At 69.4% G+C, this 17,898-nt stretch carries 17 protein-coding genes; 8 read left to right on the top strand and 9 right to left on the bottom strand.

The window, feature by feature from the left end; all coding sequences use genetic code 11:
- The first annotated feature begins 91 nt into the window (after positions 1–91).
- The 3 genes from IEX13_RS08685 to IEX13_RS08695 are packed head-to-tail and all read left to right on the top strand — an operon-like array spanning position 92 to position 2,324.
- On the top strand, positions 92–439 hold the full coding sequence (locus tag IEX13_RS08685) for a DUF2782 domain-containing protein (RefSeq protein WP_188663273.1): 348 nt from the start codon (positions 92–94) through the stop codon (positions 437–439).
- The gene (locus tag IEX13_RS08690) at positions 430–945 is read left to right on the top strand and encodes a TRAP transporter small permease subunit (RefSeq protein WP_229668505.1); all 516 of its coding nucleotides are present in this window, start codon (positions 430–432) and stop codon (positions 943–945) included. The genes IEX13_RS08685 and IEX13_RS08690 overlap by 10 nt, the downstream gene beginning before the upstream one ends.
- Before the next feature lie 2 nt (positions 946–947).
- On the top strand, positions 948–2,324 hold the full coding sequence (locus tag IEX13_RS08695) for a TRAP transporter large permease (protein ID WP_229668506.1): 1,377 nt from the start codon (positions 948–950) through the stop codon (positions 2,322–2,324).
- 12 nt (positions 2,325–2,336) lie between these two features.
- Here IEX13_RS08695 and IEX13_RS08700 read toward each other — a convergent pair whose 3' ends face one another.
- The 7 genes from IEX13_RS08700 to IEX13_RS08730 form a co-directional block, all read right to left on the bottom strand.
- A complete protein-coding gene (locus tag IEX13_RS08700) occupies positions 2,337–3,245 on the bottom strand; it encodes a c-type cytochrome (RefSeq protein ID WP_188663275.1) in 909 nt (302 codons plus the stop codon).
- 137 nt (positions 3,246–3,382) lie between these two features.
- The gene (locus tag IEX13_RS08705; RefSeq protein WP_188663277.1) at positions 3,383–4,486 is read right to left on the bottom strand and encodes a TRAP transporter substrate-binding protein; all 1,104 of its coding nucleotides are present in this window, start codon (positions 4,484–4,486) and stop codon (positions 3,383–3,385) included.
- Positions 4,487–4,878: 392 nt separating this feature from the next.
- Positions 4,879–7,059, bottom strand: coding sequence for a DNA helicase II (gene uvrD, locus IEX13_RS08710; protein WP_188663279.1), 2,181 nt, complete (start codon positions 7,057–7,059; stop codon positions 4,879–4,881).
- A gap of 51 nt (positions 7,060–7,110) precedes the next feature.
- Positions 7,111–7,746, bottom strand: a complete 636-nt coding sequence (locus tag IEX13_RS08715) for a TIGR00645 family protein (protein ID WP_188663281.1) — start codon at positions 7,744–7,746, stop codon at positions 7,111–7,113.
- Positions 7,747–7,759: 13 nt separating this feature from the next.
- Positions 7,760–7,975 (bottom strand): hypothetical protein, encoded by a 216-nt coding sequence (locus tag IEX13_RS08720; RefSeq protein ID WP_188663283.1) that lies wholly within the window; start codon positions 7,973–7,975, stop codon positions 7,760–7,762.
- Between the two features lie 76 nt (positions 7,976–8,051).
- Complete coding sequence (locus IEX13_RS08725) at positions 8,052–9,095, bottom strand: saccharopine dehydrogenase family protein (protein WP_188663285.1); 1,044 nt, start codon at positions 9,093–9,095, stop codon at positions 8,052–8,054.
- A gap of 4 nt (positions 9,096–9,099) precedes the next feature.
- Complete coding sequence (locus IEX13_RS08730) at positions 9,100–9,894, bottom strand: SDR family NAD(P)-dependent oxidoreductase (protein WP_188663286.1); 795 nt, start codon at positions 9,892–9,894, stop codon at positions 9,100–9,102.
- Positions 9,895–9,989: 95 nt separating this feature from the next.
- Here IEX13_RS08730 and IEX13_RS08735 point away from each other — a divergent pair, with 95 nt between their 5' ends.
- The 3 genes from IEX13_RS08735 to IEX13_RS08745 are packed head-to-tail and all read left to right on the top strand — an operon-like array spanning position 9,990 to position 13,922.
- Complete coding sequence (locus IEX13_RS08735) at positions 9,990–10,751, top strand: glucose 1-dehydrogenase (RefSeq protein WP_188663287.1); 762 nt, start codon at positions 9,990–9,992, stop codon at positions 10,749–10,751.
- 17 nt (positions 10,752–10,768) lie between these two features.
- A complete protein-coding gene (locus IEX13_RS08740) occupies positions 10,769–11,665 on the top strand; it encodes an MBL fold metallo-hydrolase (protein ID WP_188663288.1) in 897 nt (298 codons plus the stop codon).
- A 4-nt stretch (positions 11,666–11,669) separates the two neighbouring features.
- Positions 11,670–13,922: a S9 family peptidase gene (locus IEX13_RS08745; RefSeq protein ID WP_188663289.1), complete on the top strand. Its 2,253-nt coding sequence runs from the start codon at positions 11,670–11,672 to the stop codon at positions 13,920–13,922.
- Here the strand turns inward: IEX13_RS08745 and xth are convergent.
- The gene (xth, locus tag IEX13_RS08750) at positions 13,919–14,701 is read right to left on the bottom strand and encodes an exodeoxyribonuclease III (protein WP_188663290.1); all 783 of its coding nucleotides are present in this window, start codon (positions 14,699–14,701) and stop codon (positions 13,919–13,921) included. The genes IEX13_RS08745 and xth overlap by 4 nt on opposite strands.
- 112 nt (positions 14,702–14,813) lie before the next feature.
- Here xth and IEX13_RS08755 point away from each other — a divergent pair, with 112 nt between their 5' ends.
- Both IEX13_RS08755 and ltaE read left to right on the top strand, forming a co-directional pair.
- Positions 14,814–15,350 carry a cytochrome b gene (locus IEX13_RS08755; RefSeq protein ID WP_188663292.1) on the top strand — a complete coding sequence of 179 codons (537 nt, stop codon included), beginning with the start codon at positions 14,814–14,816 and terminating at the stop codon, positions 15,348–15,350.
- Between the two features lie 16 nt (positions 15,351–15,366).
- Positions 15,367–16,380, top strand: a complete 1,014-nt coding sequence (gene ltaE, locus IEX13_RS08760) for a low-specificity L-threonine aldolase (RefSeq protein WP_188663293.1) — start codon at positions 15,367–15,369, stop codon at positions 16,378–16,380.
- Here the strand turns inward: ltaE and IEX13_RS08765 are convergent.
- Positions 16,377–17,807: a DHA2 family efflux MFS transporter permease subunit gene (locus IEX13_RS08765; protein WP_188663295.1), complete on the bottom strand. Its 1,431-nt coding sequence runs from the start codon at positions 17,805–17,807 to the stop codon at positions 16,377–16,379. The genes ltaE and IEX13_RS08765 overlap by 4 nt on opposite strands.
- Positions 17,808–17,898 lie beyond the last annotated feature (91 nt).

Here is a 17,898-nt window from a genome sequence, read left to right on the forward strand (position 1 = left end):
GCAGGCGGTCGATTCTACGCGTCCAGGCGGTTCCGCTTGAGCACCCCGGGCGCTTTTGCCATGCTGATCCTCCCGCGTGCAGGAGCCCGCCATGAACGCCCTGATCCCCCTGCTTCTCGCCCTGGCCGCCCAGGATGGCGGACCGCCCGCGGAACCCGCGGCCAGCGAACCGGCCGCACGCGAAGAAGCACCGATCCCCGAGAAGGTGCAGGCCACCGCCGAAGGCGACGAACTGCCTGCCGTGAGCATCCGTACCGAAAAGAACGGCGACAGGGTCGAGGAATACCGCCAGAACGGCGTGCTGTACATGGTGAAGGTCACGCCCGAACGCGGCGTGCCCTACTACCTGATGGACACCGACGGCAACGGCAAGCTCAACCGCGACGACGGAGTCAAGACGGTATCGCCGGTGTACTGGACGATCTACGAGTGGGATTGACCGCCGCGGCCCGGGCCTGGGCCGATGCGCTGAGTGAACTGGCGGGCCGGCTGGCGGCGCTGATGGCGCTTGCGCTGGTCGCGCTGGTGTTTGGCCTGGTGGTCGCGCGCTACGGGCTTGGCATCGGCTCGGTGGCGGCGCAGGAAGCGGTGCTGTGGCTGCACGCGGCCATCTTCCTGCTGGGCCTGGCCTACGCGCTGCGGCACGGCGCGCACGTGCGCGTGGACGTGTTTTCCCAGCGCTGGTCGCCGCGCACCCGCGCCTGGGTCGAGGTCGGCGCCGGCGTGCTGCTGTTGTTGCCGCTGTGCGTGTTCATCGTGGCGATGAGCTGGGACTACGTCGCCGCCAGCTGGGCGGCGCGGGAAGGTTCGCGCGATCCCGGCGGCCTGCCCGGCTGGTACCTGCTCAAGGCACTGGTGCCGGTGTCGGCGGCGCTGCTGCTGCTGCAGGGCCTGGCCGAAACTTCGCGCGCGCTGGGTCGCGCCACCTCGCGCCAGGATCCCTGACCGTGTTCGAACCCCAGGCGTGGATGCTGCTCGTGCTGCTGCTGGGCCTGTTCGCGGGCCTGGCCAGCGGCTATCCGGTGGCCTTCGTGCTGGGCGGCGTGGCGCTGCTGTCGGCGGCGGCCGGCATCGTGCTGGGGCTGTTCGACCCGAGTTTCCTGCAGGCCTTCCCGAACCGCATGTTCGGCGTGATGACCAACGAAACCCTGGTCGCGGTGCCGCTGTTCGTGTTCATGGGCGTGATGCTGGAACGATCACGCATCGCCGAGTCATTGCTTGAAGCCGTGGCCTCGCTGTTCGGGCGCAAGCGCGGCGGCCTGGTGGTGGCGGTGCTGCTGGTCGGCGCGGTGCTGGCCGCGTCCACCGGCATCGTTGGTGCCACCGTCGTGGCGATGGGCCTGATCTCGCTGCCGACCATGCTGCGCCACGGGTATTGCCCGCGCCTGGCCAGCGGCGCCATCTGCGCCTCCGGCACCCTGGGCCAGATCATCCCGCCCTCGATCGTGCTGGTGCTGCTGGGCGACCAGCTGGGCAATGCCTACCAGCAGGCGCAGCTGCAGCAGGGCGTGTTCGCGCCCGAAACGGTATCGGTAGGCGACCTGTTCGCCGGTGCACTGCTGCCCGGGCTCGGCCTGGTCGGCCTGTACCTGGCCTATGCGCTGTGGGTGGCCTGGCGCCAGCCCGAGCGCGCGCCGGCGCTGCGCGACCTGGCGCCGCGTTCGTGGTGGCAGCTGGTGAAGGCCATCGTGCCGCCGCTGGCCCTGATCGGCCTGGTGCTGGGCGCCATCCTGGGCGGGTTCGCCACGCCCACCGAAGCCGCGGCGGTTGGCGCCGTCGGGGCGACGGCGTTCGCGGCGCGCTATGGCCGCCTGGGTTTCGCACGCCTGGTGGAAGTGGCGCGCGAAACCGTGAAGGTGACGGCGATGGTGTTCGCCATCCTGGTGGGCGCGGCGCTGTTTTCGCTGGTGTTCCGCGGCTACGGCGGCGACGAGCTGGTGCACGCCGCGCTGACCGGCCTGCCCGGCGGCACCTGGGGCGCTATCGTGGCGGTGATGCTGCTGATGTTCGTGCTGGGTTTCGTGCTCGACTTCATCGAAATCGTGTTCGTGGTCGTTCCCATCGTCGGACCGGTGCTGCTGGCGCTGGGCGTGGACCCGGTCTGGCTGGGCGTGATGATGGCGATCAACCTGCAGACCAGCTTCCTGACCCCGCCCTTCGGCTTCGCGCTGTTCTACCTTCGCGGCGTGGCGCCGCCGGGGCTGCGCACCAGCGACGTCTACCGCGGCGTGCTGCCCTTCATCGGCCTGCAGCTGCTGATGCTGGCGGCGGTGGCGACCTTTCCGTGGCTGGCCACCGCGCTGCCCGATTACCTCTACGGCTGATCCGGCCGGGACTCAGCCCGGCGCCCGGCGCGGCAGGCCTTCGGTCGGCGGCAGGGCCGAGAGGTGTTTCCATATCGCCTGCATTTCCACGTCGCTCATCTGGCCATAGCTGCGCCAGGGCATGAACGGATGCACGTCGCCGCCGTCGGGGCGCTTGCCTTCGCGGAACACGCGCAGGAAGTCGGCTTCGGTCCAGCCCTGCAGGCCGGTGGCGTGGGCGGTGAGGTTGGGCGCGGGCGGCAGCTCGGGCGGCGTGCCCGGCACGCGCTGGCCGGTCCAGGCCATGCCATGGCAGCCGGTGCAGACCTGGGCGAGGTAGGCGCCGTATTCGGCGGTGGCGCCGGCCGGCGGCGCGGTGCGCGTGCGCGGCGCGTGGTCGATGTCGGCCGCGGGCACCAGGTGCAGCTTTCCGAACAGCGCCATCACCCGTCCCAGCGGCCGGATATCGGTCGTGCCGGGCTGGTTGCCCGAGGCCGGCAAGGCCTGCAGGTAGGCGACCAGAGCGGCCGTGTCCTCGTCGGACAGGTTCATGAAATCGGTGGAGGGCATCACCCGCAGCGGGCGCCCGTCGGGACCCACGCCGTGGCGGATGGCCACGCCCAGGGCGTCGGCATCGTAGCGTTCGCCCATGGCCGCGGGCGTGAGGTTGGGTGCGACGACGAAGGCCACCGGGCCGGCATCGATGAAGACCTTGCCGCGGCCGGCTTCGCCGTGGCATTCCACGCAGCCGGTGACGGTGTACAGGTGTTCGCCGCGGGCCAGGGCCTCGGGGGCGCTGGTCATGGGCAGCGGCGGATCGGCGACCTCGTAGACGCGGGCCAGGTCGGCCTCGGTCTTGAGCCAGGCGATGGCGAAAACCGCGCCAACGACGACGAACAGGGAAGCAGCCACCCAGGCTGCGCGGTAAACCCAACTGCGCATGACACATCTCGAATTTGTGATCGTGATGTGAAAGTACGCAAGTTGGCGGGACCGGCGGCCGTCCCTGAAGTCACTGGGGTGCCGCAGCGTTCAGGCGCGGTTTGCCTGGCGCCGCCCGGGCATGACTTCCGGCGCAGTCAACCGCGGGTGGCGTAGTAGGCCTCTTCCGACACCGCGTGCCAGGCCTTGGCCTGGGCCTGGAAGGCACGCATGGAATCGAGCGCACGCCGGGCCATCGGGTCGGCGGCCGCGGTTTCCTCGAGCACCTTGTCCGAGGCGCGGCGCAGGGCCAGCAGCACGTCGTCGGGCAGTTGCCGCAGTTCGACGTCGTGTTCGCGCACCAGGCGGTCGAGCGCCTGCTGGTTGCGGGCGGTGTATTCGGCCAGCATCGCGTCGTTCACCGCGCGGCAGCAGGCATCGACGATGTCGCGCAGGTCCTGCGGCAGGGCGTCGAAGGCGGCCTTGTTGACCATGCACTCGAGCGTGGGGCCCGGCTCCTGCCAGCCCGGGTAGTAGCAATACTTGGCGGCGCGGTGCAGGCCGAACGCCAGGTCGTTGTACGGCCCCACCCATTCGGCGGCATCGATCGCGCCGGTCTGCAGCGAGCTGAAGATCTCGGCGCCGGGCAGGTTCACCGGCGTCGCGCCCACGCGCGCCATCACTTCCCCGCCCAGGCCGGGGATGCGCATCTTCAGGCCCTGCAGGTCGGCCAGCGACTCCACCGGCTTGCGGAACCAGCCGGCCATCTGCACGCCGGTGTTGCCGGCCGGGAACGGCACCAGGCCGAAGTGCGCGTAGAGTTCGCGCCAGATTTCCAGGCCACCGCCCTCGTAGAGCCAGCCGTTCATCTCCTGGGCGTTGAGCCCGAAGGGCACGGCGCAGAAAAACGGCGCCGCGGCGGCCTTGCCCTTCCAGTAATAGCTGGCGGAGTGGCCCATTTCGGCGGTGCCGCGGCCGACGGCGTCGAAGACTTCGAAGGCCGGCACCAGTTCGCCAGCACCATAGACCTTGACCGTGAGCCGGCCACCACTGGCGGCGGTGATCATCGCGGCCAGCTTGGCCGCGCCGGTGCCCAGTCCCGGGAAGTTGGTGGGCCAGGAGGTCACCATCTTCCACTGCAGGCGCTCGGTGGACGCCGTGGGACCCCCGTCGGCCGCGCCTTCGGGGCGGGCGCCACAGGCCGCCAGGCCGGTCGCCACGGCGGCCAGGCCGGCGCCACGCAGGAGTTCACGTCGTTTCATTCGCATTCCCCGGGTTGCTGCGATGTGTTCACCGCGAAGTATGCCGACTTCCCCCGGTCACTTGTAGGAGCACCTTCAGGCGCGAATCTCCTGCCCTTGGCGTTCGGCCAAGCAAAGCGCCGGTACGAGTTCCTTGCGCGGGTGGAGGCAGCGTGCAGTCGCCCTGGCCGACACGCCGCAAGTACGTCCGTGTAGGCTCTTCGTCGACATCCATGTCTCCGAAGGTCGGCCAGGGCGACTGCACGCTACCTCCTGGAATGGACGTCGGGGCCGACAGAAGATCAAGAGCGCAACGCGCGCTTGCGCCGCAAACGCTGGCCATCGCCCCGATTCGCCGGGAAGCTGCTTTCCCATCGGCCACGACGTAACGTTTAGGAGGTGTCGCGGTTCCGCTACGCCGGCTGGAGGTTGGCGTAGCCGAGCACCAGCCACTTGGCGCCGCCGTCCTCGAAGTTGACCTGGATGCGGGCGTGCGAGCCGCTGCCCTCGGCGTCCATCACCACGCCGATGCCGAAGCTGGGGTGCACCACGCGCTGGCCCAGGCGCAGCGCGGGCCCGGACTGGGAGGCCAGGGCCGCCGCACGCGGCGGGCCGAAGCCGGTGGGGCGGCTGACCTGCACCTTCGGGCGGACCTCGCGCAGCAGGCCCTGGGGAATTTCGCGCAGGAAACGCGAGGGCGTGCCCAGCATTTCCATGCCGTGCAGGCGGCGCGATTCGGCGTAACACAGCACCAGCTTCTGGCGGGCGCGGGTCAGGCCGACGTAGGCCAAGCGGCGTTCTTCTTCCAGGCGGCCGCTTTCCTCGAGCGAACGGCCGCTGGGGAACAGGCCCTCTTCCATGCCCACCAGGAACACGTGCGGGAACTCCAGGCCCTTGGCGCTGTGCAGGGTCATCAGCTGCACGCCGTCCTCGCCGGCCTCGGCCTGGCCTTCGCCGGCCTCCAGCGCGGCATAGCCCAGGAAGGCGACCAGGTCGGACATGCCGGCCAGTTCTTCGTCGTCGGGCCGTTCGAAGCGGCTGGCCACCGACACCAGTTCGTCGAGGTTGTCCACGCGCGAATCGAGCTGGCCCCGCGATTCGTTGGCGTAGTGAACGCGCAGGCCGGAGGTGGTGATGACGTGGTCGAACTGTTCGTGCAGCGGCGAGTCCTGGATGTCGGCCTCCAGGCCGGCCATCAGGTCGATGAAGCCGCGCAGGGCGTTGCGGGCGCGGCCGGCCAGGCCGCTGCCGTCGCCGGACATGGCTTCGGCGGCGGCGAACAGCGGCACGGCCTTTTCGCGCGCGTGCCGGCGCACTTCGTCCAGGGTCTTGCCGCCGATGCCGCGCGGCGGCGTGTTCACCGCGCGCTCGAAGGCGGCATCGTCGCCGCGGTTGGCGACCAGGCGCAGGTAGGCCAGGGCGTCCTTGATTTCCATGCGGTCGAAGAAGCGTTGGCCGCCATACACGCGGTAGGGCAGGCCGGCCTGCACGAGCTGTTCTTCCATCGCCCGCGACTGCGCGTTCGAGCGGTACAGCACGGCGCTGTCGCCGGCGCTGCCGCCGTCGCGGATCCAGGCCTGGATGCGTTCGACGACGAAGCGCGCCTCGTCCACCTCGTTGTAGGCGGCGAACAGGTCGATCGGTTCGCCTTCGCCGTCGGCGGTCCACAGCTGCTTGCCGACGCGTTCGGGGTTGTGGGCGATCACGGCGTTGGCGGCGGCCAGGATATTGCCCGACGAACGATAGTTCTGCTCGAGCTTGATGGTGCGCGCGCCCGGGTAGTCGCGCAGGAAACGCTGCACGTTTTCGACCTTGGCGCCGCGCCAGCCGTAGATGGCCTGGTCGTCGTCGCCAACCACGAACACTTCGCCGGTATCGCCGGCCAGCACGCGCACGAAGGCGTACTGGATGGCATTGGTGTCCTGGAATTCATCGACCAGGATGTGCCGGAACCGCTGCTGGTAGTGATGCAGCAGCGCCGGGTGCTGCAGCCACAGTTCGTGCGCGCGCAGCAGCAGTTCGGCGAAGTCCACCAGGCCGGCGCGCTGGCAGCGTTCTTCGTAGGCCTCGTACACGCGCTGCATGGTCTGGCCGTAGAAGTCGCCGCCGGCCGGCTGGATGTGCTTCGGACGCCGGCCTTCGTCCTTCTGGGCATTGATCCACCAGGCCATCTGCCGCGGCGGGAAGCGGCCGTCGTCGAGGTCGAGGTCGGCGCCGATGCGCTTGAGCAGGCGCACCTGGTCGTCCTGGTCGAGCACCTGGAAGGATTCGGGCAGGTTCGCTTCCTGCCAGTGCAGACGCAGCAGGCGGTGGGCCAGGCCGTGGAAGGTGCCGACCCACATGCCGCGGCTGCCGTGGCGCAGCAGGGCTTCCACGCGGCCACGCATCTCGGCGGCGGCCTTGTTGGTGAAGGTGACGGCCAGCACGCCGTGCGCGGGCACGCCCACGACCTCGTTCAGCCAGCCGATGCGGTGGGTCAGGACGCGGGTCTTGCCCGAGCCGGCGCCGGCGAGCACCAGCAGGTGGCCCGGCGGGGCCGAAACGGCTTCGCGCTGGGCGGGATTGAGGTCGTCAAGCAGGTGGGAAACATCCATGGCGCCATTGTACCGGCGCCATGGGTCCCAGGCCGGGTGTTTTTGCCGGCCTCAGTGCTTCTTGCTTGCCGCCGTGGACTGCGACATCAGCTTGTCGGTCCAGGCAATGCCAATCGCCGAGATGATGAAGGCCATGTGGATGATGGTCTGCCACATCACGCCCACCGACGTCACCGAGGTGCAGCCCTTGTCCTTCGAGCCGATCTCGGCCATCAGCCGCACGGCTTCGATGCCTTCCTGGCTGCTGCACAGCGGCACGCCGCCCAGCGCGCCGGCCTCGATGAAGGTCTTGAGCAGGTGGATCGAGGAGATGCCGATGATCGCCATCGCCAGCTTCACCTTCAGCACCGAAGCGTTGACGTGGCTGAGCCACTCGGGCTGGTCGGGGTGGCCCTGCAGGTTCAGGCGCGAAACGAAGGTTTCGTAGCCGCCCACGATCACCATCACCAGCAGGTTGGAGATCATGACCACGTCGATCAGGCCCAGCACCAGCAGCATGATCCCCATCTCGGTGAGGATGTTGGCGTCGGTGATCAGGTGCGTCAGTTCCTTCATGAACAGGAACACGTAGACGCACTGGGCCAGGATCAGCCCCAGGTAAAGCGGCAGCTGCAGCCAGCGCGACGCGAAGATCAGCGTGGACAGCGGGCCGAGCTTCGGCGTGGCGGTGGGAGCGGGGTTGGACATGGGTTTCCTTGGATTATTTCTTGCTGGCCGCGCCGATCACGACGGCGACCGCGCCGACGCCCAGGAGGATCCAGCCGAGGTTGATCGGCGGCGACTTTTCCTTGGTGACGCTGAGTTCGATGGGGCCGAGTTCGGCGGTTTCCTTGCTGTCGTACTTGAACACGCCGGCAGTGATAAGCCCGCCGACGACAAGCAGGATGACGCCGATGATGATGGCAGGCATGCGCATGGTGAACTCCAGAAAGGCGCCCGGGACCGGGCCCGGCAAGCGTAGTGGCAAGGACCGGCCCTGCCAAGCGCCATCTTCAGGCCAGGCGCACGCCGGGAAGCGACAGCACGTAGTCGGCACCCATCAGTTGCGAAGGCGTATGGAAGCCCGGCGTCGGCGCCGGTTCGACCAGCAGCCGCTGCACGATGCCCAGCGATGCGGTCACGGTGAGTTCGTAGCCGTTGGGCGTGCGCAGCTGGCGCGCCAGTTCGCCGCCCTGGTCGTCGCGCACCTCGCCCCAGACCACGCAGCCGGTCTTGCCGCGGGTGCTGTCCGAGGGCCCACGCACCTTCTTCTCCACCTGGCGCTTGAGCAGGGACTGCACCGGCCCCAGGCCCAGCAGCGGGCCGAGCAGGCGCAGGCGGCGCAGCTTGATGGCCGTGGAAGGCGGCACGCCCATGTAGACCTCGACATCGGGGATGCCGGTGGACAGGTAGGCAGTGTAGACATCGCCCCAGGGGATGGTCATCGCGAAGCGCTGTTCGCCGTCGCGTTCGAAGGTGCGGGTCTTCCATGCCAGCGGCACGCGCCTGAGTTCACCGCCGATGCGCGCGCGCCCGCCCTTGCCCAGGCCTTCGACGCTGGTCTTGGCCGTGCCGGGGCTGGGCCCGCCACCGGCCTCGAAAGCCAGCACCAGGGAGGTGGCCGAGGGCAGGTCGCGCTTGAGCATGGCGGCCAGGCAGTCGGTGGGCACCACGTCGAAGCCCGCGCCCGGCAGCACCACGATGCCCTTCTGGCGGGCCTGTGCGTCGCGCGAATGGCAATGCGCGAAAACGTCGATTTCGCCGGTGATGTCCAGGTAGTGCGCGCCCACGTCCAGGCAGGCATCGAGCATCGGTGCGCTGGTGGCGGAGAACGGGCCGGCGCAGTGCAGCACCAGGCCGATGCCGTTGAGGCCCGTGCGAAGCGCCGTGGGGTTGTCGAGCGTGAACGCGCGCACCGGCAGGCCGTGCTGCTGCGCCAGCGGTTCGAGCGCGGCGGCATTGCGCCCCGCCAGCACCGGCCGCAGCCCGCGCCGCACGGCTTCTTCCACCACCATCTTGCCGGTATAGCCGTTGGCGCCGTAGATCATCCAGTCCATGTCGTTATCCCGCGCTCCTGGCCTTGGCCAGCTTCAGGAGCTGATTGAAGTAGGTTTCGGGGAACCAGCGCTTCAGGCGCCAGCGCATCGGCTCGCGCCGGGTCGGCAGCACCAGGAACTCGCCGCGTTCGACCGCGGCGAAACAGCGGTCGGCGACGCCGTCGAGCGTATCGGGCGAGGTTTCCATCATGCGCCCTGCGAAGGCCTTCAGGCGCGGGTCGCCCTGCCAGCTCTCGAGCAGGTTGGTCTGGAAAAACGCCGGGCACAGCACGCTGACCCGGATGCCCTTGTCGTGCAGCTCGGCGCGCAGCTGTTCGCTCAGCGCCACCACGGCCGCCTTGGACACGCCGTAGCTCATGATGCTGGGCGCGCCGGCCAGGCCGGCGAAGCTGGCGGTGTTGATGACCTGGCCACGACCGGCGGCGATCATGCCGGGCAGGAACAGCCGGCAGCCGCGCACCACGCCCATCAGGTTCACGTCCAGCGCGTTGCGCCATTCGGCCGGCGTGGTGTCGACCATGGCACCGCCGGTGGCGATGCCGGCGTTGTTGACCAGCACGTCCAGGCCGCCCCATTCGCCGGCGATGCGTTCGTGCACCTGTTCCATGGCCTCGTCACTGGCGACGTTGGCGGCCATGGCCAGGTGGCCGTCGCCGGCCAGCGCGGCGCGCGTGAGTTCGGCGCGCGCGGCGTCGAGGTCGACGCAGGCGACCTTGTCGCCGGCCCGCGCGTACCGATGCGCCAGCGCCTGGCCCAGGCCACTACCCGCCCCCGTGATCAAGACCCGCCGCTGCCCCATCGTGTTGCTCCGGTGTGCCGGGCCCCGGGTGGGGCCTGTGCTAGATTCCCGAGCATAACAATCCTGCCGTTAACCCCTTGTCCCCGGAGCCTTTCGTGACCGACCCCCTGTTCAACCTGGGCGGGAAAACCGCCCTGGTAAGCGGTGCCTCGCGCGGCATCGGCGAAGCCATCGCCCACCTTCTGGCCGGGCACGGCGCGCACGTGATTTGCACCAGCCGCAAGATCGAAGGCTGCGAGGCCGTGGCCGGCGCCATCCGCGACGCCGGGGGCTCCGCCGAGGCCCATGCGGTGCACGTGGGCGACACGGCGGCGATCGACGCACTGTTTGAAACACTCGACGCCGCCGGCCGGCGCGTGGACATCCTGGTCAACAACGCCGCCGCCAACCCCTACTTCGGGCCGGCCGTGGACATGACGCTCGACGCCTACGAAAAAACCGTGGAAGTGAACCTGCGCGGCTACTTCTGGACGACGGTGCAGGCGGCCCGGCGCATGAAGGGCCACGGCGGCGCCATCGTCAACGTCGCTTCGGTCAACGCCCGGCGCGCGGCGCCCGGCCAGCTGGTGTACTCGATGACCAAGGCCGGCATCGTCAACATGACCGAAGGCTTCGCCAAGGAACTGGCGCCGCTGGGCGTGCGCGTGAACGCCGTGCTGCCGGGCCTGACGGATACGAAGTTCGCTTCGGCACTAACCGGCAATCCCAAGATCATGGACATGATGCTGCGCCTGATCCCGCTGGCGCGCATGGCGCAGCCGGGCGAGATCGCGCCCGCCGTGCTGTTCCTCGCCTCCCCCGCCGCGTCCTACCTGACCGGCGCCGCGCTGCCGGTCGACGGCGGCTACCTCGCCTGACCCACCGGAGCCTGCCGATGCCGCGCCGACTGCTGACCCTGCTTGTCCTGTCCCTGCCGTCGGCCCCACTGGCCGCGCAGGATTTTTCCAAGGTGGAAGTAAGCGCCACCCCGGTGGCCGACGGCGTGTATTCGATCCAGGGCGCCGGTGGCAACGTCGGCCTGGTGGTGGGGCGCGACGGCGCCTTCCTCATCGACGACCAGTACGCACCGCTGGCGCCGAAGATCCAGGCGGCCGTGAGCGGGGTGACCGACCAGCCGGTGCGTTTCGTGCTCAACACCCACTGGCACGGCGACCACACCGGCGGCAATGAAGCCTTCGCGGCCGGCGGCAGCCTGGTGGTGGCGCACGACAACGTGCGCAAGCGCATGTCCACCGACCAGTTCGTGGCCGCCTTCAACCGCGAGGTGCCGGCCTCGCCCGGGCCGGCGCTGCCCGTGGTCACCTTCAACGACCGCACCAGCTTCCACATGGGCGGGCACACGGTGCACGCCATCCACATCCCGTCCGCGCACACCGACGGCGACGCCGTCGTGCACCTGGTCGAAGCGGACATCATCCATACCGGCGACATCGTCTTTTACGGCGTCTACCCGGTGGTGGACTACAGCAGCGGCGGCAGCCTGGCGGGCATGGCGGCGGCCACCGAACGACTGCTGGCGATGGCCGGGCCCGATACCCGTTTCATCCCCGGGCACGGCCCGGCCGTGGTCGGCCGCAAGCAGCTCGAGGACTACCTGGACATGCTGCGCACGGTGCACGACCGGCTGGAAACGCTGATCGCCGAAGGCAAGAGCCTCGAACAGGTGCTGGCCACCAGGCCCACCGCCGACTTCGACGCCGACTGGGGCCAAGGATTCATGAAGCCCGAGCGCTGGATCGAGATCAACTACCAGGGCATGACCGCCGACTGACCCCATGAAGACCTTCCTGATTGCCGCCCTGATGACCCTTTCCGCTGCCGCCTCCGCCCAGACCCTGACGCTGGAAGCCATCACCGGCGACAAGCCACTGTCCGGCCCCAGCCTGATGAAGCCGGCGATCTCTCCCGACGGCAAACGCGTCACCTTCCTGCGCGGCAAGGACGACGACCGCTTCCAGCTGGACCTTTGGGAATACGACATCGCCAGCGGCGAAACCCGGCGCCTGGTGGATTCCAAGCTCGTGCTGCCGGGCGAGGAAACCCTGTCGGACGAAGAAAAGGCGCGGCGCGAGCGCCAGCGCATCGCGGCCTTCAGCGGCATCGTGGATTACCAGTGGGCGCCGTCCTCGCAGGCGCTGCTGTTCCCGCTGGGCGGCGAACTTTACCTGTACGACCTGGGCGACGACGTCGCCGACCCGGTGCGCAAGCTGACCTCGGGCACCGGCTTCGCCACCGACCCGAAGGTGTCGCCGGGCGGCAAGTACGTGGGCTTCGTGCGCGAGCGCAACCTGTGGCTGATCGACCTGGCCACCGGCCGCGAGATCCAGCTCACCGGGGACGGCAGCGAAACCATCGGCAACGGCGTGGCCGAGTTCGTGGCCGACGAAGAAATGGACCGGCACACCGGCTACTGGTTCGCGCCGGACGATTCGGCCGTGGCCTTCACCCGCATCGACGAATCGCCGGTGCCGGTGCAAAAGCGCTACGAAATGTACGCCGACCGCACCGAGGTCGTGCAGCAGCGCTACCCGGCCGCCGGCGACCCGAACGTGCGCATCGGCCTGCACGTGGCCAACCTGGCGACGATGCGCGCGGGCAAGGCCGGCGTGGACCGCCCGGCGAAGCTTTCAGTGACCGACGTGGACCTGGGCCAGGAAGCCGACATCTACCTGCCGCGGGTTCAGTGGCGTGCACCCGGCGTGCTGACCTTCCAGCGGCAGTCGCGCGACCAGCGCACCCTGGAACTGGTCGAGACCTCGCTGGCGACCGGCAGGCAGCGCGTGCTGGTGACCGAAACCAGCGAAACCTGGGTGCCGCTGCACAACGGCCTGCGTTTCCTGGCCGACGGTCGTTTGCTCTGGATTTCCGAGCGCAGCGGTTTCGAACACCTGCAGCTGCATGCCGCCGACGGCGCGCTCGAACGCGTGCTGACCTCCGGCGACTGGGTGGTGGATGCGCTGCTGGGCGTGGACGAGGCGACCGGCCTGGCCTACATCGCCGGCACCAAGGATTCGGCGCTGGAAAAACACGTCTACGCCGTGCCCCTGGCCGGCGGTGAAACGCGCCGCCTCAGCGTGCAACCCGGCATGCACGAGGCCAGCTTCAGCGCCAACGCGGCCGTGTTCGTGGACCTGTGGTCGAACCCGACGACGCCGCCGCAGACCCAGCTGTTCAAGGCCGACGGCAGCCTGCTGGCGACCCTGGTCGCGAACGACCTTTCCGACCCGGCCCATCCGTACGCGCCCTACCGCGGCGCGCACCGGCCGGTCGAGTTCGGCAGCTTCGCCGCGGCCGACGGCAGCGAACTGCACTACAGCCTGGTCAAACCCGCGGACTTCGACCCGGCCCGCAAATACCCGGTGGTCGTGTACGTCTACGGCGGTCCCGCGGCGCAAACGGTGACGCGGGCGTGGCCGGGACGCACCGACCACCTGTTCAACCAGTACCTGGCCCAGAACGGCTACGTGGTGTTTTCGCTGGACAACCGCGGCACGCCCAGGCGCGGCGCGAAGTTCGGCGGCGCCCTGTATGGCCGCCAGGGCACGGTGGAGGTGCAGGACCAGGTGGCCGGCGTCGAATTCCTGCGCAAGCAGCCCTGGGTGGACCCGGCGCGCATCGGCGTGCACGGCTGGTCCAACGGCGGCTACATGACGCTGATGCTGCTCGCCCAGGCCAGCGACCATTACGCCTGCGGTGTCGCCGGCGCGCCGGTCACCGACTGGGCGCTGTACGACACCCATTACACCGAACGCTACATGGACCACCCGGCCAGCAATCCGGACGGCTACCGCGTCTCTTCCGTGTTCACCCACCTCGACGGCCTGCGCTCGAAGCTGCTGCTGGTGCACGGCATGGCCGACGACAACGTGCTGTTCACCAATTCGACCAAGCTGATGTCCGAGCTGCAAAAGCGCGGCACGCCCTTCGAACTGATGACCTACCCGGGCGCCAAGCACGGCCTGCAGGGTGCGGACGCCCTGCATCGCTATCGCATGGCGGGGGACTTCTTCTCGCGCTGCCTGCGTTAGCCGAGCGTCACCATCGCCGGCGTGTGGTCGCTGGGGCGTTCCCAGGTGCGCGGCTCGCGGTCGATTTCCGCGGCGGTGCAGTGCTCGCGCAGGGCGTCGGACACCAGGCACAGGTCGATGCGCAGGCCCAGGTTGCGGCGGAAGCCGGCGGCCCGGTAGTCCCACCAGCTGAAGACGCCGCCTTCTTCGTTGTGCAGGCGGAAGCTGTCGTGCAGGCCCAGGTCCATCAGCCGGCGCAGCGCCGCGCGTTCGGCGGTGGACGTGAGGATGTGGTTTTCATTCCACACCGCCGGGTCATGCACGTCGCGATCGTCGGGGGCGATGTTGAAATCGCCCATCACCACCATCTTTGGGTGGGACTTGAGCTCCTCGGCCAGCCAGTCGTGGACGGCGTCGAGCCAGCGCAGCTTGTAGTCATACTTTTCCGTGCCGACGTCCTGGCCGTTGACCACGTACAGGTTGACGATGCGCAGGTCGCCGACGGTGGCGGCGATGACGCGCTTTTGTTCGTCCTCGAAGCCCGGGATGCCCATCACGCAGCTGATTTCGTCGATCGGCCGGCGCGACAGGATGGCCACGCCGTTGTAGGTCTTCTGGCCGCAGAACACGCTGCGGTAGCCCAGGCCCGCCAGCACCGAATCCGGGAAGCGCGGATCCTCGAGCTTGGTTTCCTGCAGGCCGACGATGTCGGGCTGGCGAAGTTTCAGCCACTCCTCGAGGTGCGGCAGGCGCACGTTGAGGGAATTGACGTTCCAGCTGGCGAGGGTGGTGGTTTCCATGGCGCGAATGCTAACCGTTCGCGCGCCCCGCGGCGAAGGCTTGACCGGAATCAAGGCGGGCGGTTCGAATCGGCGCACCCTAGAAGCGGATCCTTGCGCCCGGAGAACACCCATGGCCTTCCGAACGCCCCGCTATGCCCCGTCGCGCCGCGCGCTGCACTGGGGCATCGCCCTGCTGATGGTGCTGGCCTATGTGTTCATCCTGGGCCGCGAAAACTTCGAGCGTGGTTCCGACGCCCGCCTGGCGATGTTGCAGGCGCATTTCTGGATCGGCATCGCGATCCTGGCACTGATGCTGCCGCGCCTGCTGCTGGTGTTCTCGCGCCCGGCGCCGGCCGTGAAGCCGCCCTTGCCCGCGTGGCAGGCCGTGCCCGCCCGGGCCATCCACGTTCTGCTGTACGCCATGCTGGTGGCGCAGCCGGTGCTGGGCCTGCTGACTGCCTGGACCGACGGCAAGGAACTGCTGCTGCCCTTCACCCAGATCGTCGTGCCGGCCCTGGTGTCGCCCGACGAAGGCCTGGCCCACCGGTTCGAGGACCTGCACGAACTGGTCGGCACCGCGTTCTACTGGGTGGTTGGCCTGCACGTGGTGGCGGCGCTGTACCATCACTTCGTTCGCCGCGACGATGCCCTGCGGCGCATGACCTGACCGGAGGCGTGAAAGCATGAAGTGGGCGGACCTGCGCAGCGACACCGTCACCCAGCCCACCCCGGCGATGCGCCAGGCCGGCCTTTCGGCCGCGGTCGGCGACGACGTGATGGGCGACGACCCCAGCGTCAACGCGCTGCAGGACCGGGTCGCGCGCGAGCTGGGTTTCGAGGCCGCGCTGTACGTGCCCAGCGGCACCCAGTCCAACCTGCTGGCCCTCATGGGCCACTGCGAACGCGGCGACGAATACCTGGTGGGCATGGACGCGCACACCTACAAGTACGAGGGCGGTGGCGCGGCGGTGTTGGGTTCGATCCAGCCGCAGCCCATCGTGCATGCGGCCGACGGCACGCTGCCGATCGAGGCCCTGGATGCTGCGGTGAAACCACTGGGCGACCCGCATTTCGCCCGCACCCGCCTGCTGGCGCTTGAAAACACCTGGCACGGCCGGCCGCTGCCGCTTGATTACCTGGCGCAGGCCGGCGCGTTCGCGCGCGAACGCGGGCTGGCCTTCCATCTCGACGGCGCGCGTCTTTACAACGCCGCCGTGGCTTGCGGCGTGCCGGCGGCGCAGATCGCCGGGCATTTCGATTCGGTGTCGGTGTGTTTGTCCAAGGGCCTGGGCGCGCCGGTGGGTTCGGTGCTGGCCGGCTCGCGGGCACTGGTGGACAAGGCCCGGCGCTGGCGCAAGGTGCTGGGCGGCGGCTGGCGCCAGGCCGGCATCATGGCGGCGATGGCGCACCACGCGCTCGACCACCACGTGGCCCGGCTGGCCGATGACCACCGCCGCGCGAGTGAACTCGCCGACGCACTGCGCTCACTCGGCCTGGCGGTGGACGGTGCGTTCACCAACATCCTGTTCGTCACCGTGCCCGACGGCCGCCTGGCGGAACTGGCCAAGGCGCTCGAAGCCCGCGGCGTGCGCATCTCCGCCGGCCGCGGCGCGCGGGTTCGGCTGGTGACGCACCTGGATATCGACGACGCCGGGCTGGAACGTGCCATCGCCGGCTTCCGCGAGTTCTTCGCCTAGGTCGCGGAGCGCTGTTCGGCTTTTTGTTCCGACAGTTCCTTGCCCACTTCCGCGCGGCCGGCCATCTCGGCGCCGGCGTCGTGCGGCAGGCGGTACATCATCCAGGCCGACAGCGCCGAGATGACGCCCACCGTCAGGAAGGCCCAGCCGAAGTTGGCCGGGTCGGCGTAGTCCTGGCCGGTGAAGCTGCCGGCCACCTGCAGCGCGTAGCCGCCGATGGCCACGCCCAGCGCCAGCGAAAACTGCTGCAGCATGCCCGACAGGCTGCTGGCCTGGCCCATGCGGGCCTGGTCGACTTCGGCGTAGCTGATGGCATTGAGGCTGGTGAACTGCAGCGAGCGGAAGCAGCCCGACACCAGCAACACCGCCATGATTACCCAGTGCGCGGTGTCGGCCCGGAACAGGCCGAAACCCGCCAGCATGGCCGAAGCCAGCAGGGCGTTGACCCACAGCACCCGCCGGAAGCCGAAGCGCCGCAGCACCGCCGCCGCCATCGTCTTCATGAAGATCGCGCCCACGGCGGACACGAAGGTCAGCAGGCCCGACTGCAGTGGCGTCAGGCCGAAACCCAGCTGCAGCATCAGCGGCAGCAGGAATGGCGTGGCGCCGATGCCGATGCGGAACAGCATGCCGCCCACCACGCCGGCGCGGAACGTGGGCAGCCGCAGCAGGCCCAGGTCGATCAGCGGGTGCGGATGCCGGCGCGCATGCCAGACGTAGGCCACCATGGCGGCCACGCCCACGACCAGCGTGGCCACGGCCACCGGCGTCGACACCAGGTGCCGGCCCAGCGTCGAAAAACCGAACAAGGCCAGCGCCAGGCCCAGGCCCGACAGCGCGAAGCCGGTCCAGTCCAACGGCTTCACCGGCTCGCGCAGGTCGGGCACGAAACGCCAGGCCAGCACCATGCCGACCAGGCCCATCGGGATGTTGATCAGGAAGATCCAGCGCCAGTCGCTGTAGGTGGCGATGAAGCCGCCGATGGGCGGGCCCAGGATCGGCGCCACCAGCGCCGGGATGGTCAGCCAGCTCAGGGCCTGCACCAGTTCGTTCTTGGGCACGGTGCGCAGCAGCACCAGCCGACCCACCGGCACCATCAGCGCGCCGCCCATGCCCTGCAGGAAGCGCGCGGCAACCAGCTGCTCGAGGCTGGCGCTGGCCGCGCAGGCCAGCGAGCCCAGCAGGAACACGCCGATGGCCAGCATGAAGGTGCGCTTGGCGCCGAAGCGGTCGGCCACCCAGCCGCTGACCGGAATGAATACCGCCAGCGCCAGCAGGTAGGCGGTCAGCGCCAGCTTCAGCGCGATCGGCTCGGTGCCCAGGTCTTCGGCGATGACCGGCAGCGAAGTCGCGATCGCCGTCGAGTCCATGGTTTCGATGAACAGGGTGGTCGCGACGATCAGCGAGAGGCGGCGGCCGGGGTTCATCCGCGGGCCGGGCCTGTGGCGGGGGACGGGGGCATCCGGGCAGCCTCGCCGATGCGGGCCGGGGGCCGCAACCCGGCGTCCGCGCCCACGA

Source organism: Arenimonas soli (assembly GCF_014643775.1).
GTDB lineage: Bacteria > Pseudomonadota > Gammaproteobacteria > Xanthomonadales > Xanthomonadaceae > Arenimonas > Arenimonas soli.